The sequence below is a fragment of the Pseudomonas marvdashtae genome (assembly GCF_014268655.2).
Classification (GTDB): Bacteria; Pseudomonadota; Gammaproteobacteria; order Pseudomonadales; family Pseudomonadaceae; genus Aquipseudomonas; species Aquipseudomonas marvdashtae.
Genome location: NZ_JABWQX020000002.1, coordinates 565,526 through 588,801 on the forward strand (window position 1 = coordinate 565,526; position 23,276 = coordinate 588,801).

25 protein-coding genes are annotated in these 23,276 nt (G+C 61.3%); 11 read left to right on the forward strand and 14 right to left on the reverse strand.

Features of this window, described 5'->3' with window-relative positions:
• The first annotated feature begins 268 nt into the window (after positions 1–268).
• The 6 genes from adk to HU742_RS22395 all read left to right on the forward strand — a co-directional run bounded on the left by adk (position 269) and on the right by HU742_RS22395 (position 4,757).
• Complete coding sequence (gene adk / locus HU742_RS22370; protein WP_186634920.1) at positions 269–919, forward strand: adenylate kinase; 651 nt, start codon at positions 269–271, stop codon at positions 917–919.
• A 93-nt stretch (positions 920–1,012) separates the two neighbouring features.
• Entirely contained in the window at positions 1,013–1,690 is a 678-nt protein-coding gene (tsaB, locus tag HU742_RS22375) for a tRNA (adenosine(37)-N6)-threonylcarbamoyltransferase complex dimerization subunit type 1 TsaB (RefSeq protein ID WP_186644154.1), read from the forward strand.
• 328 nt (positions 1,691–2,018) lie between these two features.
• Positions 2,019–2,327 carry a hypothetical protein gene (locus HU742_RS22380; RefSeq protein ID WP_186634926.1) on the forward strand — a complete coding sequence of 103 codons (309 nt, stop codon included), beginning with the start codon at positions 2,019–2,021 and terminating at the stop codon, positions 2,325–2,327.
• On the forward strand, positions 2,327–3,187 hold the full coding sequence (locus HU742_RS22385; RefSeq protein WP_186634929.1) for a DUF72 domain-containing protein: 861 nt from the start codon (positions 2,327–2,329) through the stop codon (positions 3,185–3,187). The genes HU742_RS22380 and HU742_RS22385 overlap by 1 nt, the downstream gene beginning before the upstream one ends.
• A 33-nt stretch (positions 3,188–3,220) precedes the next feature.
• The gene (locus tag HU742_RS22390) at positions 3,221–4,042 is read left to right on the forward strand and encodes an isocitrate lyase/PEP mutase family protein (protein WP_186644156.1); all 822 of its coding nucleotides are present in this window, start codon (positions 3,221–3,223) and stop codon (positions 4,040–4,042) included.
• Positions 4,043–4,079: 37 nt separating this feature from the next.
• Positions 4,080–4,757, forward strand: coding sequence for an extensin-like domain-containing protein (locus HU742_RS22395; protein ID WP_189664427.1), 678 nt, complete (start codon positions 4,080–4,082; stop codon positions 4,755–4,757).
• Positions 4,758–4,760: 3 nt separating this feature from the next.
• Here the strand turns inward: HU742_RS22395 and HU742_RS22400 are convergent, their stop codons facing one another.
• Complete coding sequence (locus HU742_RS22400; RefSeq protein ID WP_186644157.1) at positions 4,761–5,381, reverse strand: energy transducer TonB; 621 nt, start codon at positions 5,379–5,381, stop codon at positions 4,761–4,763.
• Between the two features lie 91 nt (positions 5,382–5,472).
• Between HU742_RS22400 and HU742_RS22405 the strand changes: the two genes are divergently transcribed.
• Positions 5,473–6,255 carry a class I SAM-dependent methyltransferase gene (locus tag HU742_RS22405; RefSeq protein WP_189664418.1) on the forward strand — a complete coding sequence of 261 codons (783 nt, stop codon included), beginning with the start codon at positions 5,473–5,475 and terminating at the stop codon, positions 6,253–6,255.
• Between the two features lie 13 nt (positions 6,256–6,268).
• On the opposite strand, the gene HU742_RS22410 is transcribed toward HU742_RS22405, so the two are convergent.
• Positions 6,269–6,904 carry a TetR/AcrR family transcriptional regulator gene (locus HU742_RS22410; protein WP_186634940.1) on the reverse strand — a complete coding sequence of 212 codons (636 nt, stop codon included), beginning with the start codon at positions 6,902–6,904 and terminating at the stop codon, positions 6,269–6,271.
• Between the two features lie 94 nt (positions 6,905–6,998).
• On the opposite strand from HU742_RS22410, the gene HU742_RS22415 reads away from it, so the two are divergent.
• The gene (locus HU742_RS22415; protein ID WP_186644158.1) at positions 6,999–8,099 is read left to right on the forward strand and encodes an efflux RND transporter periplasmic adaptor subunit; all 1,101 of its coding nucleotides are present in this window, start codon (positions 6,999–7,001) and stop codon (positions 8,097–8,099) included.
• Between the two features lie 6 nt (positions 8,100–8,105).
• The gene (locus HU742_RS22420) at positions 8,106–11,171 is read left to right on the forward strand and encodes an efflux RND transporter permease subunit (RefSeq protein WP_186634946.1); all 3,066 of its coding nucleotides are present in this window, start codon (positions 8,106–8,108) and stop codon (positions 11,169–11,171) included.
• A gap of 67 nt (positions 11,172–11,238) precedes the next feature.
• On the opposite strand, the gene HU742_RS22425 is transcribed toward HU742_RS22420, so the two are convergent.
• The 5 genes from HU742_RS22425 to plsB all read right to left on the reverse strand — a co-directional run bounded on the left by HU742_RS22425 (position 11,239) and on the right by plsB (position 16,058).
• On the reverse strand, positions 11,239–11,928 hold the full coding sequence (locus HU742_RS22425) for a DUF4197 domain-containing protein (RefSeq protein WP_186634949.1): 690 nt from the start codon (positions 11,926–11,928) through the stop codon (positions 11,239–11,241).
• Positions 11,929–11,959: 31 nt separating this feature from the next.
• Positions 11,960–12,364, reverse strand: coding sequence for a YbaY family lipoprotein (locus HU742_RS22430; protein ID WP_186634952.1), 405 nt, complete (start codon positions 12,362–12,364; stop codon positions 11,960–11,962).
• A 92-nt stretch (positions 12,365–12,456) separates the two neighbouring features.
• Entirely contained in the window at positions 12,457–12,807 is a 351-nt protein-coding gene (locus HU742_RS22435) for a hypothetical protein (protein WP_186644159.1), read from the reverse strand.
• A 193-nt stretch (positions 12,808–13,000) separates the two neighbouring features.
• On the reverse strand, positions 13,001–13,336 hold the full coding sequence (locus HU742_RS22440; RefSeq protein WP_186634958.1) for a YbaY family lipoprotein: 336 nt from the start codon (positions 13,334–13,336) through the stop codon (positions 13,001–13,003).
• Positions 13,337–13,559: 223 nt separating this feature from the next.
• Positions 13,560–16,058, reverse strand: a complete 2,499-nt coding sequence (gene plsB / locus HU742_RS22445; RefSeq protein ID WP_186644164.1) for a glycerol-3-phosphate 1-O-acyltransferase PlsB — start codon at positions 16,056–16,058, stop codon at positions 13,560–13,562.
• Between the two features lie 237 nt (positions 16,059–16,295).
• On the opposite strand from plsB, the gene HU742_RS22450 reads away from it, so the two are divergent.
• On the forward strand, positions 16,296–16,505 hold the full coding sequence (locus HU742_RS22450) for a cold shock domain-containing protein (RefSeq protein ID WP_186644166.1): 210 nt from the start codon (positions 16,296–16,298) through the stop codon (positions 16,503–16,505).
• 105 nt (positions 16,506–16,610) lie between these two features.
• On the opposite strand, the gene HU742_RS22455 is transcribed toward HU742_RS22450, so the two are convergent.
• The 3 genes from HU742_RS22455 to dapE form a co-directional block, all read right to left on the reverse strand.
• Positions 16,611–16,988 (reverse strand): hypothetical protein, encoded by a 378-nt coding sequence (locus HU742_RS22455; RefSeq protein WP_186611179.1) that lies wholly within the window; start codon positions 16,986–16,988, stop codon positions 16,611–16,613.
• Positions 16,989–17,072: 84 nt separating this feature from the next.
• Entirely contained in the window at positions 17,073–17,882 is an 810-nt protein-coding gene (locus HU742_RS22460; RefSeq protein WP_186634977.1) for a putative RNA methyltransferase, read from the reverse strand.
• The gene (gene dapE, locus HU742_RS22465; protein WP_186644168.1) at positions 17,882–19,033 is read right to left on the reverse strand and encodes a succinyl-diaminopimelate desuccinylase; all 1,152 of its coding nucleotides are present in this window, start codon (positions 19,031–19,033) and stop codon (positions 17,882–17,884) included. Before dapE ends, HU742_RS22460 begins: the two co-directional genes overlap by 1 nt.
• A gap of 190 nt (positions 19,034–19,223) precedes the next feature.
• On the opposite strand from dapE, the gene tcdA reads away from it, so the two are divergent.
• Positions 19,224–20,042, forward strand: a complete 819-nt coding sequence (gene tcdA, locus HU742_RS22470) for a tRNA cyclic N6-threonylcarbamoyladenosine(37) synthase TcdA (protein ID WP_186634983.1) — start codon at positions 19,224–19,226, stop codon at positions 20,040–20,042.
• Positions 20,043–20,168: 126 nt separating this feature from the next.
• On the opposite strand, the gene HU742_RS22475 is transcribed toward tcdA, so the two are convergent.
• From HU742_RS22475 to HU742_RS22490, 4 genes are all read right to left on the reverse strand, one after another.
• Positions 20,169–20,573: a SufE family protein gene (locus tag HU742_RS22475; RefSeq protein ID WP_186644170.1), complete on the reverse strand. Its 405-nt coding sequence runs from the start codon at positions 20,571–20,573 to the stop codon at positions 20,169–20,171.
• Complete coding sequence (locus HU742_RS22480) at positions 20,570–21,775, reverse strand: aminotransferase class V-fold PLP-dependent enzyme (RefSeq protein WP_186634989.1); 1,206 nt, start codon at positions 21,773–21,775, stop codon at positions 20,570–20,572. The genes HU742_RS22475 and HU742_RS22480 overlap by 4 nt, the downstream gene beginning before the upstream one ends.
• A gap of 70 nt (positions 21,776–21,845) precedes the next feature.
• Positions 21,846–22,880, reverse strand: coding sequence for a 2,3,4,5-tetrahydropyridine-2,6-dicarboxylate N-succinyltransferase (gene dapD, locus HU742_RS22485; RefSeq protein WP_186634991.1), 1,035 nt, complete (start codon positions 22,878–22,880; stop codon positions 21,846–21,848).
• Positions 22,881–22,912: 32 nt separating this feature from the next.
• A complete protein-coding gene (locus HU742_RS22490; RefSeq protein ID WP_225923642.1) occupies positions 22,913–23,275 on the reverse strand; it encodes an ArsC family reductase in 363 nt (120 codons plus the stop codon).
• Between the last annotated feature and the right edge of the window lies 1 nt (position 23,276).

Here is a 23,276-nt window from a genome sequence, read left to right on the forward strand (position 1 = left end):
GCGCGCCCGGCATGTCCGGGCGTAGCTGTTTGCAGGGGCAGGGAGGTCGACCAGGCGACAGTTTGTTGTCCGGTTGCGACTCTCATCACCCCCTACGAAGGTCGCGTGCGGCGCGGGTTACTCCGACTTTCGGCGGCTTGTGTGGGTCGGGCCTGCTGTGTATCTTGATCAGCCTTTGGCCGTTTGGGCGGTCACGATCCTGTTTTCGAAGATTGGCCCCACGAGGCGAATCCGAGCGTTTTACATAAAAAAATTGAGGAGCACATCGATGCGCGTCATTCTGCTGGGAGCTCCCGGGGCCGGTAAAGGTACTCAGGCAAAGTTCATCACCGAAAAATTCGGTATCCCGCAAATCTCCACTGGCGACATGCTTCGCGCCGCGGTCAAGGCTGGAACTCCGCTGGGTGTTCAGGCCAAGAGCATCATGGATGCCGGCGGCCTGGTATCGGATGACCTGATCATCGCCCTGGTCAAGGACCGCATTGCTCAAGCCGACTGCGCCAACGGCTTCCTGTTCGATGGCTTCCCGCGGACCATTCCCCAGGCTGAAGCGCTGGTAAGCGCTGGTGTCGAGCTGGATGCGGTCGTCGAAATTGCCGTCGAGGACGAAGAAATCGTCCAGCGCATTGCCGGTCGACGCGTTCATGAGCCGTCCGGGCGTGTCTACCACACGGTCTACAATCCTCCGAAAGCTGAAGGCAAGGACGACCTGACCGGTGAGGAACTGGTGCAGCGCAAGGACGACACCGAAGAAACCGTGCGTCATCGCCTGTCGGTCTACCATTCCCAGACCAAGCCGCTGGTGGAGTTCTACCAGAATCTGTCCGCCAATAACGGTGGCAAGCCGAAGTACAGCCACATCCCGGGCGTCGGCTCGGTTGAAGAAATCACTGCCAAAGTGCTTGCAGCCTTGAGCTGAAAAGTCTGATCAGCTGCATCAACTCCGGCCCGCTTGCGGGCCGGAGTTGTTTATACTGGCGCACTTTTTCCCACCTGATTTACGGACACATTGATGAGCACCTTGCTGGCCCTGGACACCGCGACTGAAGCTTGCTCCGTTGCCTTGCTGCATGACGGCAAGGTCACGAGCCATTACGAGGTGATCCCGCGCCTGCACGCGCAAAAATTGCTGCCGATGATCCAGCAATTGCTCAGCGATGCGGGAATCAACTTGCGAGCGGTGGATGCGATCGCCTTTGGTCGTGGCCCCGGGGCGTTTACCGGCGTGCGCATCGCCATTGGCGTCGTGCAGGGCCTGGCCTTTGCCTTGGAACGCCCAGTCTTGCCGGTGTCGAACCTGGCGGTGCTGGCCCAGCGGGCCATGCGTGAGCACGGCGCACGTCAGGTGGCAGCGGCCATCGATGCGCGCATGGACGAGGTGTATTGGGGCTGCTATCGCGAAACCGCCGGTGAGATGCGCCTGGTCGGTGCTGAAGCGGTGTTGCCCCCCGAAGCGGCGGCGTTACCGGCAGATACCAGCGGCGACTGGTTCGGTGCCGGGACTGGTTGGGGCTATGGCGAGCGGATCGGCGTCAGCCTCATCGGCCAGGACGCCTTGATGTTGCCCCATGCCGAAGACCTGCTGACCCTGGCACGCTTCGCTTGGGAACGCGGCGAAGCCATCCCGGCTGACGATGCGCAACCCGTTTACTTGCGGGACAAAGTCGCAACGCCCAAGTCCGAGCGATAACTCAAGCTTCGAGCACACTTCCAGCGGGCACAGTTGTGGCGAGGGGATTTATCCCCGCTGGGCGCGCAGCGCCCCCTACATTGTTGTGTCAGCCGCTGAGCTGGCGAGCGCTGCGCACTCTAGCGGGGATAAATCCCCTCGCCACAAAAGCCATTGCCCAGCACAAACTCATTTCCCCGGCCAAAAGTCACACCCAAAATTGCCAGTCGTCACTTTTTCCCCCGGTTTTTAAACCTTTTTACCTTTATGTGTTCTAGTTATCACTTGCGCATTTGCGCGGACGCGAATGTGCCGCTAAATTGCCATCATTGATACCGAGCATTCTGTTATGCGTATAGACGGCGTTTCATCCCAGTCCTACCCCATCAAGCGTCGGCCTCGTGCGGGTAAAGCCTCTGAGCCTGAAAACTTCGATGACATCGAGGGTGAACTGGAGTTTCCGTCCGAAGAGCAACTGGCCGCCCGTGCCGCCAAAGCCTCTGCGCAACGCCTGGGCAATCTTCCCGCCCGTCAGCAGGACATGCTGTATCACCGCGCAATGAGCCGCAGCGTCGCCACCGCGCTGGCCAGTTACCTGAGCACCGCCGGTTTCGTCGACTGGGATATGGAAGTGCTGGGGCTCGACCTCTACATCTGATGCGGTTGCCTTACTATCTGGGCTGCCCGTCATGGAGTGAAAACGCCTGGCGCGATTATCTTTACCCGCAGGACGCCAAAAGCTCCGATTTCCTTAGTCTCTACTCTCAAGTATTCAACGCCGTGGAAGGCAACACGACCTTCTACGCGAGCCCGGCCGCGACCACCGTTCAGCGCTGGGCCGAAATCATGCCCGAGCACTTTCGCTTCACCGCCAAGATCCCCGGTGACATCAGCCACGGCGGCGACCTGCGCGAACACCTGACCGCCACCGAAACCTTTGTCCAGTTGCTGAGCCCGTTGGGCGAGCGGGTTTCGCCGTTCTGGCTGCAATTGTCCAAGGCGTTCGCGCCCAATCGATTGCCGGAGCTGGCAGCCTTCATCGACGCGTTCCCACGGCCGCTGGCCGTCGAGGTGCGTCACGATGAGTTTTTTGCCAAAGGCGATGCCGAACGACAGCTCAATCGCTTGCTGCTCGATCGCGGCGTCGAACGCATCTGCCTCGATCCCCGGGGCCTCTTCAGCTGCGCGTCGAGCGCCCCTGAAGTGATTCACGCGCAATATAAGAAACCACGGGTGCCAACGCGGCCGGCGGCGTTCACTCAATGTCCGCAGGTGCGCTTCGTCGGTCATCCCGTAGTCGAGGCCAACGAGCCATTCCTGACGCCATGGGTAGAGAAAATCGCCGTGTGGATCGAAGAGGGGCGCACGCCGTATATGTTCCTGCACACCGCCGACAACTTGCTGGCGGCGAAACTCGCGATGCATTTTCACAATCGCTTGATGGATCGTTTGCCTGGCTTGCCGGCCCTGCCTGAGCTATATAGAGAACCCGCCGCTGAGCAACTGGGATTGCTCTGAGGCGAACTCTTCCACAGCCCAGGAGCGACTTTAATGGATGCGCAAACCCGACGAGCCCAGGCGTTCAAGGCCTTGCACGAACGCGAAGGGGCGTTTGTCATTCCCAATCCATGGGATGCCGGTTCGGCAAAGATGCTCGCCAGCCTTGGCTTTGAAGCATTGGCGACGACCAGTGCCGGTCACGCTTTTTCCCTGGCACGACCTGACGGCGCCCTGGGCCTGGATGACACGCTGGCAAATGTGCGAGCGATTGTTGCGGCCACGGACCTGCCAGTGGCCGTCGACCTGGAGAACGGTTTTGCCGATGCGCCCGAAGACTGTGCCCGCAGTTTGCTCCGCGCGGCGGAAGCTGGGGCTGTGGGTGGCTCCATCGAAGACGCCACGGGCCGCGAAGACGACCCGATCTATGCTTTCGAGCACGCAGTGGCTCGGGTCAAGGCGGCCGCCGAGGCGGTGCGCAGTCTGCCGTTCCCTTTCCTGCTGACCGCGCGGGCGGAAAATTTCCTGCATGGCAGGCCGGACCTGGACGACACGATCCGGCGCCTGAAGGCCTTCGCCGACGCCGGCGCCGACGTGCTGTACGCGCCGGGGCTGAGCAGCACCGAGCAAGTGCTGGCGGTGGTCCATGCCGTGGCGCCCAAGCCCGTTAACGTACTGATGTCCGGCGCACTGGACCTGACGGTGGCGCAATTGAGCGAACTGGGTGTCAAGCGCATCAGTGTCGGATCGGCCCTCGCGCTGGCGGCATATGGCGAGTTCTTCCGCGCTGCCGAGGAAATCCAGCAGCAGGGGACCTTCACCTTCACGCGTCGCTCGATGCCTTTCAGCCAGGCCAATCGATTATTCAAGGGCTGATGCCCGAGGCGTTGTCGTGCGGTTTTTGAAAGCACTGATGGTATTGACGCTGATCGCTGGCGTCGCGGTGTTGGCGGTATGGCGCGGCTGGCTCGCCGTGCCGCCGCAATGGAATCCCTGGGCGCCGCTGGACGTGAAAGCGCCGCCGAATCTGCTGACCCGCTACAAGCTCATGGCCCTGCGCAACGATCCGCAACTGTGTGACCAGGCGCTCGCGACGTCGGGGCTTCGGACGGCTCGCCAGGCGGACAGCGGCGCGAATACTTCGTGTCCGTTGACCAACGTGTTGAGGGTGCAGGGCGGTGAGGTGGCGCTGAGCAGCAGTTTTCTCGCCAGTTGCCCGCTGGCGGTGGCCTTCGCGCTGTTCGAGCGACATGCGCTGCAGCCAGCGGCGGCGACGGTGTATGGGCAGAAAGTCACGCGGGTCGATCACCTGGGCAGCTTTGCCTGCCGCAACATGTACGGCCGTGAAACGGGTGCGCGTAGCCAACACGCCACTGCCAGCGCGCTGGACATTGCCGGGTTTCGCCTGGCCGACGGGCGGACGGTCAGCGTGCTCCGGGATTGGCCGAAGGAGAGCACTGATGCGCAATTCCTGCGTCAGGTGCGCGACGGCGCCTGCGACATGTTCAGTGTGGTCTTGAGTCCGGACTACAACGCCGCACACCGCAACCATTTCCACTTGGATGTGGGGCCGTGGTGGATCTGTCGGTAAGAATCAGGCAGCGATACGCAGGTTCTGCAGCACGATCGGGCGTGCCCAGCGGGTATCGAAGTCGAGTTGTTTCTGTTGCGCCACCAGTTCTTCTTCCGGGAACGGAGCGAATGGCTTGTCCAGCAGGTCGAGTTCGAACTCGGCGATTGGCAGGTGCAATGGACGCGGCTGCGGCGCCGGGCCGGGCTCCGGCAGCGGTTGGCCGGCGGTAAGGACGAGTGGGCGAACCCAGCTGCTTTCGAAGTTCTGTTGTTTTTGCTGGGCGACGATTTCTTCCGCTGGGAAGGGCGGGAAGGGCTTGTCGAGCAGGTCGAGTTCGAATTCGGCGATCGGCAGGAACAGCGGTTCAGGCGGCTTGACCTGGGTTTCGGTCACGTCGCAGGTGCGCTGGCTGATGATGTGCTCCAGCAGCTCGGCGCCAAGGGTCGGTTCAACCGCTTCATCGAGGGGCACTGGCTGGTAGCTGCCAGGCGCCGGTGCGTCATCACCCAGTTGATCGGCCAGGGCCCGGGCAAAAAAATCCTGCCACAGGTGACTGACGCCGCTCAGCGCTTGAGTGTTACGCAGGCTGTAATCGCCGTAAGGGGAGATAACGCCTATCGATGTGGATTGAATGTCTGACATTTTTCTCGGTCGACGCTCAGCTCTGGCAAAATGCCGTTCACCGTTGTTATCGGCCGTTTTTGCCGATCCTTAATTTTTTGAGCGTGTTTTCATGATCGAGCAATCCACAGCCTGCCGCATCCACGTCGAGGCCCTGGCCACTGCCTTCCAACCGCAGGCCGAGCAGTGGGCCGAGCGGCTCGGCCTGCCTTTGCAAATGGACGCTGGTGAGTTTGCCTTGCAGGTCGGCGAGCAGGGGCTGCAATTGCAGCAACTGGGGCCGGAGGCGCCAGGGCCGGTGCGTGTGGACTTCGTCGAGGGTGGCGCCGCCCATCGTCGTTTGTACGGCGGCGGCAGTGGCCAGATGATCGCCAAGGCGGTCGGTGTCGCCCAGGGTGTGCGTCCACGGGTGCTCGACGCCACGGCCGGATTGGGCAAGGACGCGTTCGTGCTGGCGAGCCTGGGTTGCGAAGTGAACCTGATCGAGCGCCAGCCGCTGATTGGGGCTTTGCTGGAGGATGGCTTGGCGCGGGGCGCGGAAGATTTCGATGTGGCGCCCATCGTGGCGCGGATGCGCTTGCTCAAGGGCAACTCCATCGAGGTGATGCGCAACTGGCAAGGCGAGCCGCCCCAGGTGATCTACCTGGACCCGATGTTTCCCCATCGAGAGAAAACCGCCCTGGTGAAGAAGGAGATGCGTCTGTTCCGGCCGCTGGTGGGCGATGACAACGACGCCCCTGCGCTGCTGGCCGCTGCGTTGGCACTGGCGACCCACAGGGTGGTGGTCAAACGGCCACGCAAGGCGCCTTATATCGAAGGACCGAAGCCGAGCCATGGGCTCGAAGGCAAGTCCAGTCGCTACGACATTTACCCGAAGAAGGCGCTCAAGGCTTGAGGCTCCCCGGTGGCTAAGGCCGATATGCCCGCATGAACAACCCCACCACTTCCTGCACATGGGCCTCGGCCGCTTCAGCGTCCTGCGGCCCGTCGCAGCCGTACAGCAATCGGAAATTCGCGGCGCCCTTGATCAGGCAGAAAAAGTGCTCGGCGGCATTTCTGGGTTTGTCGATGCTCAAGGCGCCGCTCTGGTTGACCTTGACCAGCAGCCGTTCCATCCCTGACAGCATTCGTTGCGGCCCGGCCTCGTAGAAGATGCTCGAGAGTTTCGGATCCTGGCTGCCCAGCGCCAGCATCAACCGATGCAGGTTCACCGACTCGTCGCTGTTGATCAATTGATTGAAGCCACGCGCGATGTTCAGCAGCACGTGCTCAATCGGCACGCCATCAGCCCATTCGAAGAACAGCGGCGGCACCTGTTCCTCGCACTTGGCAATCACCGCGGAGGAAAACAGGGTTTCCTTGTCGTTGAAGTGGCTATACACCGTCAACTTCGACACGCCGGCCTCGGTCGCCACGGCGTCCATGCTGGTGCTGGCGTAACCCAGGCTCAGGAACAGGCGTTTCGCCGCGTCGAGAATGGCCTGGCGCTTGGCCAGATCCTTGGGACGACCGGGGCCGTTGGGGGGAGACGGATTGTTCGACATTATTCGCTTTTAATACTGGACTGGTGAGTTTGCTATTAATAACATACCCGCCAGTATAATTATTCCAAGCACCATTAGCGAAAGGTCATCCACCATGTTCCGCTATGTCCTGCCCCTCGCCGTGCCAATCAGCCTGGCTTTTTTATTGTCCGCGTGTGGCCAGGATGAGCCGGTGTCCGTCGCCATCCGCCCCGCCATGGTGGTCAAGCCAGAGCCTTCGAGCCAGGCCACGGACAGTTATCCCGGCGAAGTGCGTGCGCGGTTCGAGCCGGACCTGGCCTTTCGTATTGGTGGCAAGGTGAGCCGACGATCGGTCGAAGAGGGCCAGCGGGTCAAGGCCAACCAAGCCTTGGCGGAACTCGATCCCGAGGATGTGCGCCTGCAACTGGAAGCGAGCCGCGCCCAGGTCGCCGCCGCCGAGGCCAACCTGAGCCTGGTCAAAGCCGAGCGTGACCGCTACAAGACCTTGATGGAACGGCAGATGGTCAGCCGTTCCCAATACGATAATGCCGAGAACCTCTATCGCTCCGGTGCCGCGCGGCTCAAGCAGATCAAGGCGCAGTTCGACGTCGCCAGCAATCAGGCCAGTTATTCGGTGCTGCGTGCGCCCCAGGACGGCGTAGTAGCCCGCCGTTCCGTGGAAGTTGGGCAGGTGGTGTCCGCCGGACAAACGGTGTTCACGCTCGCTACCGACGGCGAGCGTGAGGTGCTGATCAGCCTGCCGGAGCAGGGTTTCGGCCGCTTCAAGATCGGCCAGCCGGTTTCGGTGGAGCTGTGGAGCCAGCCCGATCAACGCTTCAGCGGACGCATCCGCGAACTCTCCCCGGCGGCCGATCCGAAATCGCGCACCTTCGCTGCTCGCGTCGCCTTTACCGCGGGCAGCGTCCCGGCGGAACTGGGACAGAGCGCGCGGGTATTTATCCAGACTGCGGAAAAGGCCCCGCTGTCAATACCGCTTTCCGCCCTCACTGCCGAGAATGGCGCCACCTACGTCTGGGTGGTCAACCCTGACAACACGCTCAAGAAAGTCCCGGTCCGCGTCGGTGCCTTCGGCGAAGAGACCGTGCCGGTGCTCGAAGGCCTGAGCGCGAATGACTGGGTGGTGGCCGCAGGCGTGCATGTGCTCCTCGACGGCCAGCCGGTCCGGCCGGTGGATCGCTCCAACCGCGTGGTCAACCTGGCGGCCAAGGAGTAATCCCCGATGGGCTTCAATCTTTCCGAATGGGCGTTGCGTAACCGCCAGATCGTACTGTTCCTGATGCTGTTGCTGGCAATCGTCGGCGCACTTTCCTACACCAAGCTCGGCCAGAGCGAAGACCCGCCATTTACCTTCAAGGCCATGGTCATTCGCACAGTATGGCCGGGGGCGACGGCCGAGGAAGTGTCGCGCCAAGTCACCGAGCGCATCGAAAAGAAGCTGATGGAAACCGGCGATTACGAAAAGATCGTCTCGTTCTCCCGCCCGGGCGAATCCCAAGTGACTTTCGCGGCGCGCGATTCCCTGCATTCGGCGCAGATTCCCGAGCTGTGGTACCAGTTGCGCAAGAAGATCGGCGATATCCGCCACACCCTGCCGCCGGATGTCCAGGGGCCGTTCTTCAACGATGAATTCGGGACCACCTTCGGCAATATCTACGCGCTGACCGGCGACGGCTTCGACTATGCCGTGCTCAAGGACTACGCCGATCGTATCCAGCTGCAGCTGCAACGAGTCAAGGACGTAGGCAAAGTCGAGCTGATCGGCTTGCAGGAAGAGAAGATCTGGATCGAATTGTCAAACGTGAAGCTGGCAACCCTCGGTCTGCCCTTGGCGGCGGTCCAGCAGGCCCTTGAAGAGCAAAACACGGTCTCCACCGCAGGTTTCTTCGAAACGGGCAGCGAGCGATTGCAGCTTCGGGTTTCGGGGAATTTTCAGACGGTGGAAGAAATCCGCAATTTCCCGATCCGGGTCGGCGATCGTACGTTCCGTATCAGCGACCTCGCCGATGTGCGCCGCGGTTTCAACGACCCGCCGGCGCCACGCATGCGCTTCATGGGCGAAGACGCCATTGGCCTGGCCGTGGCGATGAAGCAAGGAGGGGATATCCTGGTTCTGGGCAAGGCCCTTGAGGTCGACTTCGCCCGTCTCCAGAACACCCTGCCGGCCGGCATGCAATTGCGCAAGGTGTCGGACCAGCCTGCGGCGGTGAAGACCGGGGTCGGTGAGTTCGTCCAGGTGCTGGTGGAAGCACTGACGATTGTGTTGCTAGTGAGCTTCTTCTCCCTGGGGCTGCGCACCGGGATGGTAGTGGCCCTGGCGATTCCGCTGGTGCTGGCGATGACGTTCGCGGCGATGTATTACCTGGGGATCGGCCTGCACAAGATTTCGCTCGGCGCGCTGGTATTGGCCCTGGGGCTGCTGGTGGATGACGCGATCATTGCAGTGGAGATGATGGCGATCAAGATGGAGCAAGGTTTCGACCGGATCAAGGCGGCCAGCTATGCCTGGACCAGCACGGCGTTTCCAATGCTCACCGGTACGTTGATCACAGCGGCCGGCTTCCTGCCGATCGCCACCGCGCAATCGGGCACCGGTGAATACACCCGTTCGATTTTCCAGGTCGTGACCCTGGCGTTGGTCGCCTCCTGGGTGGCTGCCGTGGTGTTCGTGCCGTACCTGGGGGAAAAATTCCTGCCGGACCTGGCGAAAATTCACGCGGCCAAACATGGCACGACTGACGGCCAGACCGACCCTTACGGCACGCCGTTCTATCAACGTGTCCGGAGGGTGGTCGAGTGGTGCGTGCGTCGGCGCAAAACCGTCATCCTGCTGACCGTGCTGTTGTTCGTCGGCTCGGTGGTGTTGTTCCGGTTCGTGCCGCAGCAGTTCTTTCCGGCTTCGGGGCGGCTGGAGCTGATGGTCGACTTGAAGCTGCAGGAAGGCGCCTCCCTGAGCAACACCGCCGAGCAGGTCAAGCGCCTGGAAGCGCTGCTCAAGGACCATGCCGGCATCGACAATTACGTGGCTTATGTCGGCACCGGTTCACCGCGTTTCTACCTGCCGCTGGATCAACAGCTGCCGGCCTCCAGCTTCGCCCAGTTCGTGGTGCTGGCCAAGACCATTGAAGACCGCGAACCGCTGCGCAGTTGGTTGATTTCGACTCTGAACGAGCAATTCCCGACCCTGCGCTCGCGGGTAACGCGCCTGGAAAACGGCCCTCCCGTCGGTTATCCCGTGCAATTTCGCGTCACAGGCGAACACATCGAAGAAGTGCGGGCCCTGGCACGGAAAGTGGCGACAAAAGTTCGCGAAAACCCCTACGTGGTCAACGTGCATCTGGACTGGGAAGAGCCGAGCAAGGTGGTGTACCTGAACGTCGACCAAGACCGCGCCCGGGCCCTGGGTGTCAGTACGGCCCACTTGGCGAGTTTCCTGCGCAGTTCCCTCACCGGCTCCAGCGTCAGCCAGTACCGGGAAGACAACGAACTGATCGAGATCCTGCTGCGCGGTACAGTGCATGAGCGCACGGAGCTGTCGTTGCTGCCGAGCCTGGCAGTGCCGACCGACAACGGCAAAAGCGTTGCCCTGTCGCAGGTCGCGACATTGGAATACGGCTTTGAAGAGGGTGTGATCTGGCACCGCAACCGCTTGCCGAGTGTGACCGTACGGGCTGACATCTATGGCAAGGAACAACCGGCGACCCTGGTGCAGCAGATTTTCCCAACCCTGGAGCCGATTCGCGCGCAACTGCCGGACGGTTATTTGCTTGAAGTGGGCGGCACCGTAGAGGACTCGACTCGTGGCCAGAAGTCGGTTAACGCCGGTGTGCCGCTGTTCATCGTGGTGGTGCTGACCTTGCTGATGCTACAACTGCGCAGCTTTTCACGCACGGCCATGGTGTTTCTCACCGCTCCGTTGGGGCTGATTGGCGTCACGCTGTTCCTGCTGGTGTTCCGCCAGCCGTTCGGTTTCGTGGCCATGCTGGGGACCATCGCGCTGTCTGGCATGATCATGCGCAACTCGGTGATCCTGGTGGACCAGATCGAACAGGACATCAAGGCCGGGCTGGCGCCCTGGCAGGCAATCATCGAAGCGACCGTGCGACGTTTCCGCCCGATTGTGCTCACCGCGCTAGCGGCGGTGTTGGCGATGATCCCATTGTCGCGCAGCCTGTTCTTCGGGCCGATGGCGGTCGCAATCATGGGTGGCTTGATCGTGGCGACAGCGTTGACACTGCTGTTCCTGCCGGCGTTGTATGCAGCGTGGTTCAGGGTCAAGAAAACCTGATCAACAGGGGCACACCGAACCTGTGGTGATGATCATTCCCACGCTCTGCGTGGGAATGATCCTTGACTCAGAGCGTACCGAAAACCTTCTTCGCCAAACTGGTCGCGGCAGCCGCCGGGTTCTGGCGGATGGTGGCTTCCTGCTTGCCGATCATTTCGAACAAACCGTCCAGCGCTTGCTCAGTCACGTAGTTTTCCACGTTGGCGCTTTTGGCATCCAGCACCCCGAGCGTTGCAGCCTGACCGGCAAAGGCGTTGTATTTTTGAGCCAGGCCGACCTTGTCCGTAGCTTGCTTGACGATGGGCAGGAACTTGGCGCGGATCTGCTCACGGCTGCTTTTGTTCAGGTATTGGGTGGCCGAATCGTTCCCACCGCTCAAGATACCCTTGGCATCGGTCACGCTCATGTTCTTTACCGCGTCGACCAGGATCGGCTGGGCCTGTACCACGGCGGCTTCGGCAGCCTGGTTCATGCTGGTTTCCAGTTGATCGACCTGGTCGCCCATGCCGAAGGCCTTCATCTTGCTGGCGACTTTACCGAGCTTGCCGGGCAATTCGATCTTCACGTCCGGGTTGTTGCTGAACCCACCCGGAGTGCCCAATTGTTTGACGGCGATCTGGGCGCCTTGGGTCAGTGCATCCTTGAGACCGCCCGTGGCGTCTTTCTGGGAGAGATCGCTCAGGGACAGGGCCATGACGTTGGCGCAGATCAACAGGCCGGCGCATAGACTGGTGAAGCGAAGGGGAGAGCGGAGCATGACAGCTTCCTTGAACAGATTTGGAAAAAAATCAGCGTGCGGCGTTGACGCGGATCTTCAACGGCTGCGGATCTTTGCCATCGAGCTGCACGGCGTTCTGTTCAGTGGTGATGAACATCAATTGGCCGTCAACCTCGATGCGGGCGCTCACGGCATAACGATGACCGGGCTTGACCTGGGCGGGATCATAACTGAGCTTGAAAGGTAATGGGACCTGCCCTTTGACCGGGCCGCGCTGTTCATCGATCACCACCGCAGGAGCATCGGCCAGGGAAATGTCCTGCAGGCTAACGGTCAAGGTAGCGGTAGGCGGCAAGGCGATGCGTTGCAAATAGAATACTTCGCCATCAAGGGATTCGAGGGAGGCGGTGGGTGGTGCTGCCGATTGGCAAGCAGTCAGTAAAGCCATGGAGGCAAGCAGGGCAAATTTTTTCATGGTGAATACCATTCTCCTTGGCGCCAGCAACATGCCGGCGTCAAGGAGAATCTGGAGGATTTTGAGTTATTAATCCACCCGAACGTAGCGGTTTAGGAGCCGAACGCGAATGGCTCGGTGTCTTCCTCAGTCGATACTGGCGCAAGGATCAAGTTGAAGTCGACTTCCTGATCGCCGCCGTTCCAGGTAAACGTATGTGGGGTATCAAGAAACAGAGGGCGGGGGCCTGTGATCTGCGCGCCCACCGAAAACTCTTCCCCTTCGCTGACAACGTCGCTGTCAACGGTAAAGCTTACGATCCAAGGCATCTTGGTCGGTATTTGGTTGGAGCCGCTGCCACCAGAGGTGTTCGGCGTGGTGAAGCTGATGTGGGTGCCGCCACTTTCAGGAAGTTGAAAGCCGTCTGGCGAGTGCAGGGTTACTTTGATGGTGTATAGGCTCATGTTGAATTCCTTTTCTATGCGTCGAATTGACGGGGGCCATGTTGAGGCCCTGTCATTAAATATTCTGTAGGGCTTTTCCCTGCTTGGTATCAACTTTGTCGCTGCGCAACGTCGGAGCGAACTTCGAGGCGTTACTGGATCGATCGTGGTGTCTGTCAAGCCAAAACAAGCAGTACTGCTTGTTAGTAGGACTTTAAACTGAAGCCACCAGTACCTCGATCGGCTTCAGGTAATTGGCGCGCGGGTCGACGGGGTGGGAGGTTTTATTGATGAACCGTAACTCACCCGCGGTTTCGATACGCACCCTGATCGCATAAGTACGGCCTTCGATAATAGCCGATACGGGCATGTGCAGTTCGAAGTCCAGGCCGGCGGTCTCGGCATTTTCAACGATGCAAGTGGCAATGATTTCAGCCGGTGCGTCGGCGAAACTGATGTCTTCCAGGAAAGCATGCAGGGTCGAGTCGGGAGCCAGACTGATTTTTTCCAGATAATGGGCAATGCCGGAAATGATGTAGAGGTTATTCATAATAATGTCCTTATATTGAAATGGGCGCCGTCAATGGCGTGAGTTGGAATATAAGGGTTTTCGTGAGGAGGAAAAGTAGGAAAAATCTTTAATTGATGCTTGGCATGAACGGGTTGTGTCAGTGAATGTTTTAGCGCTTCGGCTATTTTAATGATGGGTTATTCATGTTTCATGAAAAGAATGCGGTTTAATGCCGCCGCTGTGGCGGCATTAAACCGATTCCTTATGCTTGGGCGTCAGTATCGCGTTCCGCCGCGTCTTCACCCCGATGCAGCGCCACCTGCCGAATCGACAAGCGAATCTCCGCCGGCAGTACCCGCTTGGCCGCGCCTTCGGCCAGTTCGCCGAGCAGCTCGTGGTAGCTCAGCTTGCCCGCTTCATCACGGCGCAGCACGTCGAGGTCGAGCATGGTCTGGATGAAGTGCCGGAATAGCGTCTTGTCGAAGAACTCCGGCGCGTTCAGCCCGTGCAGGATCGACAGGCGCTGGGCCATGACCGTGCAAAGATCTTCCAACTCTTCGGCGCTGATGCTGTTCTGGCCACTGTTGAGCAGCAGCGAGACGGTCATGTAGAAGCGCTGCAGGGTCTGGGCGATGCTTTTTGACAGCAGGGTCAGCAGCACGAAATGCCGCGAACTCGGCGCCGGTCGCAGGTAAAGGTCTTTTTCGAAACGCAGCAGGCCTTGTTCGACGAAGGCTTCGAGCCATTGATCGACCACGGCGTCCAGCTCTTCCAGCGACCAGCGGATGAACAACTCCGATTGCAAGTAGGGGTACAAGGCTCGGGTGTAGCGCAGGAGCTGCTCGCGATTCATGCGCGAGCTGCTCTGGAAGAAACTCGCCAGCAATGCCGGCAAGGCAAAGATGTGCAAGACATTATTGCGGTAGTAGGTCATCAGGACCGCATTCTGCTCATCCAGATACAGAATCTTGCCCAAGGCATCGCTCTGTTCCGACAGCAGGTCCATGCCCTTGACATGATCGATCAGCGCTCGGCCGTCACCTTCGGGCAGGGTGGTATGAGGCGAATATGGCACTTTGCGCAGCAACGCCAGGTACAAGTCGAGCACGCGGGCCAAGGCCTGGTCGTCCAGGGCCAGGCGGCTGGTGGACAGTAACGCCAGGGCAACCAGGTTGACCGGGTTGATAGCGGCAGCCTCGTTCAAGTGCCGGGCCACGCGTTCGCCGAGGCGGTGGGTGGTCGCGTTGAGCCAGGCCGGCTTGAACTGCGGGCCCAGCTCCTGCTGGCGCCAATCCGGCTGCTCGCTGTCGAGGAACTCCGCCAGTTTGATCGGCTCGCCGAAATTCACTGCGACTTGGCCAAAGCGTTGCTTGAGGGCGCCGATGACTTTGAAGATGTCAAAGATCGACTCCTTCTTCTTGCTCGCCCCGCGCAATTCGCCGAGGTAGGTCCGGCCTTCCAGTACCCGCTCATAACCGATGTAAACCGGCACGAACACGATCGGCATGCGTGACGATCGCAAGAAGCTGCGCAGGGTAATGGCGAGCATGCCGGTCTTGGGTTGCAGCATGCGTCCGGTGCGCGAGCGCCCGCCCTCGACGAAATACTCCACCGGGAAGCCCTTGGTGAACAACGTGTGCAGGTATTCATTGAACACGGCGGTGTAGAGCGGGTTGCCCTTGAAGGTACGGCGCATGAAGAACGCCCCGCCACGGCGCAGCAGACCGCCGATCACCGGCATGTTGAGGTTTATGCCGGCGGCGATGTGCGGTGGGGTCAGGCCGTTGCGAAACAGCAGGTACGACAGCAGCAAGTAATCGATATGGCTGCGGTGGCACGGCACGTAGATGACTTCGTGGCCCTGGGCGACGTTCTGCACGCCCTCGATGTGGTTGACCTTGATGCCGTCGTAGATCTTGTTCCAGAACCAGCTCAGCACCACTTCAAGGAACCGGATCGCGGTGTAGGTGTAGTCCGAGGCGATCTCGTTGCCGTAGCGCAGGGCCTGGGCCTTGGCTTTTTCTGCAGGAATCTTTTCTCGCTCGGCCTCGTCGAGAATGGCCTGCTTGACCAGCGGCTGGTTCAGCAGTCCCTTGACCAGGTTGCGCCGGTGGGAGATGTCCGGGCCGATGACCGCTGCTTTCAAGTTGCGAAAGTGCACCCGCAGGATTCGCTGGGCCATGCGCACGGTGCGCTCGTGGCCCTTGTCGTGTTCGATCAGCTCGCGCAAATGGATCGGCGCAGAGAACTGCACGCGGGTCTTGCGCCCAAGGATCATGATGCTCAACAGGCGGCGCAGGCGTCCGGTGACGGCCCAACTGTCGGCGAACAAGAGTTTCCACGGGCTCGATTCGCTGTCGGGCGACTGCCCCCAGAACACGCTGACCGGGATGATCTGCGCGTCTTCGGCGGCGTTGTGGGTCAGCACATCGACCAGCCGCGTCAGGGTGGGGGGCGCGCCGCGTTTGTCCTGGCGCCCAAGCCAGTCCGGCGCCGGTGTGAGGTAAAAGAATGCCGCTGGTTCCAACAGGTCGCCCACCGATACGGGCAGGACGGGGCGCGGCAGGCCGGCCTTGGTGCACTCGGTGTCGAGCACCGCCAGGTCGGTGAGCGACGGGTCTTGCAGAACGTAAAATACCGGACGACTGCGGTCGAGGTTGAGGGTGAAGGACGACTGGTTGATCGTCTCGGAGCGAACCCAGAGGTACAACAGTCGGCGCAAGGTGCCAAACACAAGACGGCGGAACGGGGAACGGGTCATACGGCTTCTGCATGAGTGGATAAGAACAAGCGGCGCTAGTGTGCCGGATTCACCGAAAATCGGCAAAAAAGCGCCGAAGTAAAGTCAGTTGAGAGTTTTTCCGGGTGTCATATACTCGGCCGTTACTGCCCTGGCCTCGTTCATGGACGGCCGGACGGTGACTGGAGTTCGTACGGCTTTGCCTTTTGCAGCTGGGCAGGAAAAGCCGACCTAACAATAAGAAATGGAGTGAGCATCATGGCAGCACGGGAAACCGGCAATGTGAAGTGGTTCAACGACGCCAAAGGCTATGGCTTCATCCAGCGTGAAGACGGGAAGGACGTGTTCGTGCATTACCGCGCGATCCGGGGCGACGGCCACCGTTCGCTGACTGAAGGCCAGCAGGTCGAATACGCAGTGGTGGTAGGGCAGAAGGGCTTGCAGGCTGAGGATGTGGTGGGGTTGTAACTCGCCTCGGTAGCCATGAAAAATCCCCTGCGGAGCGAAGATACTCGCTCCGCAGGGGATTTTTTGATGCGGCATCGATAGGTGGGCATATGCCCACCGGGGCGATCAGGCCGTCTTCCAGGTGATCTCTTCTTCACCATCGGCACTGATCCGGATCCAGCGATCCGCCGATTCCTCGCCTTCCTCTTCCACCCACGATCCCGGCGCGCAGCGCACTTCCACGTTCAGCGCGGCGAAGGCGGCGCGGGCGCAGGCGATGTCGTCTTCCCACGGGGTCTGGTCGCTTTCCAGGTACAGGCTGTTCCATTTGCCCACGGCCTTGGGCAGCCAGGTCACCGGGACGTTGCCGGCCTTGCACTTGTAGGTCTGGCCTTTCTGTACCCAGTCGCTGCACGGGCCAAGGGCCTGGCCGAGCCAGCCTGCGATGGCCTTGTGGTCGACGTCGGCGTCTTTGAGGTAAATCTCGATATCGGGTTGGCGCATGGATGTCCTCGCTGCGGTCTTGAAAAATCCATTCGCGGATTTAACTGGCCCCCGGACGGTTTGCCCGAGGTCCGGAATAAAAGGTTATTGAAGAACGAAATAATCGTAGCGCATCGACACCGTGACCTCGAACGGATCGGCCTGCTCGATCACGCTGGCGCGGCGTTCGGCACTGGCGCGCCAGCCGTGGGGCGTCATCGCCAGCAGGTTGGCGCGGTCCTGGCCACTGTCGAGCGTCAGCTTGAATTCGAGGGTTTCGCTGTGATTGAGCACCATGCCCGTCGGCACCAGGGCCAGGTGCTTGTCATCGGTGTATTCGCGCACTTCGTCGTAGAGGCGCTCGCGCAATTCCATCAGGTGGCCGGCGGTGGGGCCGACTTTCATCAGGCCGCCGCCGGGGCTGAGCAAGCGTTTGGCTTCTTGCCAGTCCAATGGGCTGAAGACGCTGGCGAGGAACTGGCAGCAGCCGTCCGCCAGCGGCACCCGGGCCATGCTGGCGATCAACCAAGTCAGTTGCGGGTTGCGCTTGCAGGCCCGTTTGACGGCTTCGCGAGAGATGTCCAGGGCATAGCCATCGGCGTTGGGCAGGGCGTCGGCGATCTGCGCGGTGTAGTAGCCTTCACCGCAACCGATGTCGAGCCAGCGTCCGGGCGCGCGTTCGGCTGCCAGCTCGGCCAGGCGCCGGGCGACCGGGGCGTAGTGCCCGGCGTTGAGGAAGTCGCGGCGTGCTTCGACCATGGCCAGGTTGTCGCCGGGGTCGCGGCTGTTCTTGTGCTGCACCGGCAGCAGGTTCAGGTAACCCTGGCGCGCACGGTCAAACCGATGCCCGGCCGGGCACACCACGCCGTTGTCCACGGCGTTCAGCGGTTCGCTGCAGATCGGGCAGGCGAGCATCAGGCGAGCAACTTGATCAGCGTCTTGTAGTAGATCTCGGTCAACACGTCGAGATCGGCCGCCAATACGCGTTCGTTGACCTGGTGGATGGTCGCGTTGACCGGCCCCAGTTCTACCACTTGCGTGCCCATGGTGGCGATGAAGCGACCGTCGGACGTGCCGCCACTGGTGGACGCCTGGGTCTCGCGACCGGTGACGTCCTTGATGCTCGACGACACCGCATCGAGCAGCGCACCCGGTTCGGTGAGGAACGGCAGGCCGGACAAGGCCCAGTCGATGTGCCAGTCCAGTTGATGCTTGTCGAGGATATCGGCGACGCGCTGTTGCAGGCCTTCGACGGTGGATTCGGTGGAGAAGCGGAAATTGAAGACTGCCTCCAGGTCACCCGGGATCACGTTGGTCGCGCCGGTGCCGGAGTTGAGGTTGGATATCTGGAAACTGGTCGGCGGGAAGAAGCCGTTGCCATGGTCCCAGTGCTCGGCGGCTAATTCGGCCAAGGCGGGTGCGGCCAGGTGGATCGGGTTTTTCGCCAAGTGCGGGTAGGCCACATGGCCTTGCTTGCCGCGCACGGTCAGCTTCGCGCCGAGGGAACCGCGCCGGCCGTTCTTGACCACATCGCCCACCAAGGTGGTGCTTGACGGCTCGCCGACGATGCACCAGTCCAGTCGTTCCTGACGGGCCTTGAGGCGCTCGACCACGGCTTTGGTGCCATGGTGGGCCGGGCCTTCTTCATCGCTGGTGATCAGGAAAGTCACCGTACCCTTGTGGTCCGGGTAGTCGGCGACGAACCGTTCGGCCGCCACGACCATCGCGGCCAGGCTGCCTTTCATGTCCGCCGCGCCGCGGCCGCAGAGCATGCCTTGTTCGTCGATGACGGCATCGAACGGGTCGAGCTGCCATGCCTGTACCGGACCGGTCGGCACCACGTCGGTATGCCCGGCGAAGCACAGCACCGGACCGTCATGCTTGCCATGGCTGGCCCAGAAGTTATCCACATCCTCGATGCGCATCGGCTCGAGCTTGAAACCCGCGTCGCCCAGGCGCTGCATCATGATTTTCTGGCAATCGGCATCCACCGGCGTCACGGACGGACGGCGGATCAGGTCGCAGGCAAGTTGCAGGGTCGGCGAGAGGTCGGCGTGGGCCGTCATGAAAGCTCCGGGATATAGTGTGAACGCAAGGCTTGTATGAGCGCGGGCTGGCTCGCGCGAAATGGCGGTTATCTTATAGCAAAACGATAACGGTGGGCTCAGGTGCCGGTCGGTTTGGCCACAAAAACCATGGAGGTTTTGCTCAAATTGCTCAGGCAAAGCCCTATAATGCGCGCCGGTTTTTGGGGTAATGGTCATGAGTACAGAAGATCCACGGTTCGCCGGCATCGCCCGTTTGTATGGCATTGAAGGCCTGGAGCGCCTGCGGGCGGCCCATGTGGCGATTGTCGGCGTCGGCGGTGTCGGGTCCTGGGCGGCGGAAGCCATTGCCCGTTGTGGCGTGGGCGAGATTTCGCTGTTCGACCTGGACGATGTCTGCGTCAGCAACGCCAACCGTCAGTTGCACGCTCTGGACAGCACCGTCGGCAAGCCCAAGGTCGAGGTGATGGCCGAGCGGCTGCGCGGGATCAACCCCGATTGCACGGTGCACGCGGTGGCGGACTTCGTTACGCGCGAGACCATGGCCGAGTACATCACGCCGAACATCGATTGCGTGATCGACTGCATCGACAGCGTCAACGCCAAGGCCGCGCTGATCGCCTGGTGCAAGCGCCGCAAGATCCAGATCATCACCACTGGCGGCGCGGGCGGGCAGATCGACCCGACGTTGATCCAGGTCTGCGACCTGAACCGCACGTTCAATGATCCGCTGGCCTCCAAGGTGCGCTCCACCTTGCGCCGCGACTACGGTTTTTCCCGCACCGTCACCCGCCATTACAGCGTGCCGTGCGTGTTCTCCACGGAACAACTGCGCTACCCGAAGCCGGACGGCAGCATTTGCTTGCAGAAGAGTTTCGTCGGCGACGGCGTCAAGCTCGACTGCGCCGGTGGGTTTGGTGCGGTGATGATGGTGACAGCGACGTTCGGCATGGTCGCGGCGACCAAGGCTGTGGATAAGATCGTGGCGGGCGTGCGGCGGCCGGCGGATAGGCCTAAGCCCGGACAGTAATGCAACGTTGTTCCCTAAGGGAGTGATGAACCTGTGGCGAGGGAGCTTGCTCCCGCTGGGCTGCGCAGCAGACCCATTAATGTGAGCGCTTCGCGCTCAGGCGGGAGCAAGCTCCCTCGCCACAGGTTATTGCGTCAGTTCGCGCATCCGCTTTAGCACCGCATTCAACCCATTGCTACGCGACGGCGATAGCTGGCGCGACAACCCCAGCTGATTGAACCAACCCGGCAAATCCACCTGCCGCAACTCTTCAGCGGTCAGCCCGTTGACGCGCGCCAGCAGCAACGCCACCAACCCCCGGATCAACCGCGCATCGCTGCTCGCGCAAAACTGCCAATGCCCGTCATTCAGCCGGCCCAGCAGCCATACCTGGCTTTCACAACCACTGACGAGGTTCGCATCGCATCTGTCCTCGTCGCTCAATGGCGCCAGGCGCTCGCCCCACTGCATCAACAGCCGCGCACGTTGTTCCCAGCCTGACGCGTCCTGGAAAATCTGCAGCGCCGCGGCGGCGTCGGCAGGCAGTTTCATCGCAGCATCTCCAGGGCCTGATCCAGCGCGTCGAAGAACCGTTCAATGTCGGCGGAGTCGTTGTACAGCGCCAGCGAAACCCGGATCGCCCCGGACAGCTTCAGGTGTTTGAACAATGGCATGGCGCAGTGATGCCCGGCGCGCACGGCAATGCCTTGCTCGGTCAGCAGGTGCGCCAAATCAGCGTTGTGGATGCCGTCGACAACAAAGCTGACCAGGGCCAGCTGCGGCTCGCCCACAAGACGAACGCCGTTGCGAGCTCGCAGGCCGTGAAGCAAATAGTCATGCAGCGCTCGTTCATGATCGATGACCGCTTGCCCGTCGATATCGGACAGGTAATCGAGCGTCGCCCCCAAGCCGATCACGCTGGCTATGGGCGGTGTACCCGCTTCAAAACCCAGCGGTGCCGGGCGGAACGTGGCGTTGTGATAATCGGCTTGCTGGACCATTTCGCCTCCGAACTGCCAATGGCGCAATTGGCCCAGCGCTTCGGTGCGACCGAACAGCACGCCCAAGCCTTCGGGACCATAAAGCTTGTGGCTGGAAAACACATAGAAGTCGCAGCCCAGCGCATCCACGTCATGACGGCCATGGACGATGCCCTGGGCACCGTCGACTACCGTCAGCGCTCCCTGGGCCTTGGCCATCGCCAGCAATGCCTGCAATGGTTGCCAGGTTCCCAGGACATTCGACAACTGACTCACCGCGAGCAGGCGGGTGCGCGGGCCGATCAGCTCGGCGGCAGCGCTCTTGTCAATTACCCCATCGGCATCCAGCGGCAGCACCACCAGCGACAACGAGCGGCGCTCGGCCAGTTGTTGCCAGGGCAGCAGGTTGGCGTGATGTTCCAGGGCGCTGACGACAATTTCATCGCCTGGATTGAACAGGTGTTCCAGCCCGTAGGCCAGCAGGTTCAGCGCCGAAGTCGCGCCATGCGTGAAGATGACCTGGCCGCAGTCCACGGCATTGAGCCACTGGGAAACCTTGAGGCGACTGTCCTCGAACGCCTGGGTGGCGAGGGCGCCCGGCAAGTGTTGCGCGCGGTGCACGTTGGCCGCGCCATTGGCATAGTAATGCGCCAGGGCGTCCAGCAAGGCTTGGGGTTTCTGTGTGGTGGCGGCGTTGTCCAGGTAGGTCTGGCCTTGCCGTTGCAGGGCGGCGATGGCCGGGAAGTCGGCACGCCAGGGTGAGGGCAGGAACATGGTGATCAGGACTCGTTTGGGCGGGCCGGGCGTCGATGATACGCGCCCGGCCGCTCCATTGGCACGCGGCTTAGTTGTGTGCGTGCAGTGCTTCGTTCAGCTCGATGGCGGATTTGTGGGTCTTGCATTCCACCGCGCCGGTCTCGGAATTGCGGCGGAACAACAGGTCGGGCTGGCCGGCCAGGTCGCGGGCCTTGACCACTTTCACCAGTTGGTTGTTTTCGTCCAGCAGCGCGACCTTGGTGCCGGCGGTCACGTACAGGCCCGACTCCACGGTGTTGCGGTCGCCCAGCGGGATGCCGATGCCGGCGTTGGCGCCGATCAGGCAACCTTCGCCGACCTTGATAACGATGTTGCCGCCACCCGACAGGGTGCCCATGGTCGAGCAACCGCCGCCCAGGTCAGAACCCTTGCCGACGAATACGCCCGCCGAGACGCGGCCTTCGATCATGCCCGGGCCTTCGGTGCCGGCGTTGAAGTTGACGAAACCTTCGTGCATCACCGTGGTGCCTTCACCCACATAGGCGCCCAGGCGCAGACGCGCGGCGTCGGCGATACGCACGCCGGCCGGGACCACGTAGTCGGTCATTTTCGGGAACTTGTCCACCGAGAACACTTCCAGCAACTCGCCGCGCAGGCGGGCTTCGAGCTGGTGCTCAGCCAGTTCGGCCAGGTCGATAGCGCCCTGGCTGGTCCAGGCCACGTTCGGCAGCAGCGGGAAGATGCCGGCGAGGTTCAGGCCGTGGGGCTTGACCAGGCGATGGGACAGCAGGTGCAGCTTGAGGTAAGCCTCAGGGGTGGAACTCAGTTGGGCATCTTCGGCCAGCAGGGTGGCGACCAGCGGCTTGTGGCTTTCAGCCAGGCGGGTCAGCAGCTTGGCTTGCGCGGCATCGACGCCCCGGAGTGCATCAGCCAGTTGCGAGGCCTGGGCCGTGGTAAACGTGATGGCCTGGTTGCCTGCGCTGTAGCCAAGAATCGGCGCGATAGCCGCAACGACGTCTGCCGACGGGTTGAGCAGCGGCTGTGCGTAGAATACTTCCAGCCAGGCGCCTTCGCGGTTTTGGGTGCCGACACCAAAGGCCAGGCTGAACAGGGTTGTGGACATGAAATTACCTCTACAAAATGGACTGGGCAGGCTTACTTTATCTCTGCCGCATAAATATCTGGCTTGAAGCCAATCAGGGTTCGGTCACCGAGATCAAGCACTGGACGCTTGATCATCGAGGGTTGGGCGAGCATCAGTTTGATGGCTTTCGTCTGGTCGAGATCGGCTTTGCGTTCGTCGTCGAGTTTGCGAAAGGTCGTACCGGCACGGTTCAACACCACTTGCCAGCCATGCTCGTTGCACCATTGGGTCAGGTGCTCACGGTCGATGCCGGCAATCTTGTAATCATGAAAGTCATAACGCACCGCGTGCTCATCGAGCCAGGTGCGGGCCTTTTTCATCGTGTCGCACGCTTTGATGCCGAAAAGGTGCAACGTTTTGCTTGAATCGGTCAAG

Coding starts and splice junctions, on each gene's coding strand:
- adk (WP_186634920.1), top strand. CDS start 269: ATGCGCGTCATTCTGCTGGGAGCTCCCGGGGCCGGTAAAGGTACTCAG.
- tsaB (WP_186644154.1), top strand. CDS start 1,013: ATGAGCACCTTGCTGGCCCTGGACACCGCGACTGAAGCTTGCTCCGTT.
- HU742_RS22380 (WP_186634926.1), top strand. CDS start 2,019: ATGCGTATAGACGGCGTTTCATCCCAGTCCTACCCCATCAAGCGTCGG.
- HU742_RS22385 (WP_186634929.1), top strand. CDS start 2,327: ATGCGGTTGCCTTACTATCTGGGCTGCCCGTCATGGAGTGAAAACGCC.
- HU742_RS22390 (WP_186644156.1), top strand. CDS start 3,221: ATGGATGCGCAAACCCGACGAGCCCAGGCGTTCAAGGCCTTGCACGAA.
- HU742_RS22395 (WP_189664427.1), top strand. CDS start 4,080: ATGGTATTGACGCTGATCGCTGGCGTCGCGGTGTTGGCGGTATGGCGC.
- HU742_RS22400 (WP_186644157.1), bottom strand. CDS start 5,381: ATGTCAGACATTCAATCCACATCGATAGGCGTTATCTCCCCTTACGGC.
- HU742_RS22405 (WP_189664418.1), top strand. CDS start 5,473: ATGATCGAGCAATCCACAGCCTGCCGCATCCACGTCGAGGCCCTGGCC.
- HU742_RS22410 (WP_186634940.1), bottom strand. CDS start 6,904: ATGTCGAACAATCCGTCTCCCCCCAACGGCCCCGGTCGTCCCAAGGAT.
- HU742_RS22415 (WP_186644158.1), top strand. CDS start 6,999: ATGTTCCGCTATGTCCTGCCCCTCGCCGTGCCAATCAGCCTGGCTTTT.
- HU742_RS22420 (WP_186634946.1), top strand. CDS start 8,106: ATGGGCTTCAATCTTTCCGAATGGGCGTTGCGTAACCGCCAGATCGTA.
- HU742_RS22425 (WP_186634949.1), bottom strand. CDS start 11,928: ATGCTCCGCTCTCCCCTTCGCTTCACCAGTCTATGCGCCGGCCTGTTG.
- HU742_RS22430 (WP_186634952.1), bottom strand. CDS start 12,364: ATGAAAAAATTTGCCCTGCTTGCCTCCATGGCTTTACTGACTGCTTGC.
- HU742_RS22435 (WP_186644159.1), bottom strand. CDS start 12,807: ATGAGCCTATACACCATCAAAGTAACCCTGCACTCGCCAGACGGCTTT.
- HU742_RS22440 (WP_186634958.1), bottom strand. CDS start 13,336: ATGAATAACCTCTACATCATTTCCGGCATTGCCCATTATCTGGAAAAA.
- plsB (WP_186644164.1), bottom strand. CDS start 16,058: ATGACCCGTTCCCCGTTCCGCCGTCTTGTGTTTGGCACCTTGCGCCGA.
- HU742_RS22450 (WP_186644166.1), top strand. CDS start 16,296: ATGGCAGCACGGGAAACCGGCAATGTGAAGTGGTTCAACGACGCCAAA.
- HU742_RS22455 (WP_186611179.1), bottom strand. CDS start 16,988: ATGCGCCAACCCGATATCGAGATTTACCTCAAAGACGCCGACGTCGAC.
- HU742_RS22460 (WP_186634977.1), bottom strand. CDS start 17,882: ATGCTCGCCTGCCCGATCTGCAGCGAACCGCTGAACGCCGTGGACAAC.
- dapE (WP_186644168.1), bottom strand. CDS start 19,033: ATGACGGCCCACGCCGACCTCTCGCCGACCCTGCAACTTGCCTGCGAC.
- tcdA (WP_186634983.1), top strand. CDS start 19,224: ATGGTCATGAGTACAGAAGATCCACGGTTCGCCGGCATCGCCCGTTTG.
- HU742_RS22475 (WP_186644170.1), bottom strand. CDS start 20,573: ATGAAACTGCCTGCCGACGCCGCCGCGGCGCTGCAGATTTTCCAGGAC.
- HU742_RS22480 (WP_186634989.1), bottom strand. CDS start 21,775: ATGTTCCTGCCCTCACCCTGGCGTGCCGACTTCCCGGCCATCGCCGCC.
- dapD (WP_186634991.1), bottom strand. CDS start 22,880: ATGTCCACAACCCTGTTCAGCCTGGCCTTTGGTGTCGGCACCCAAAAC.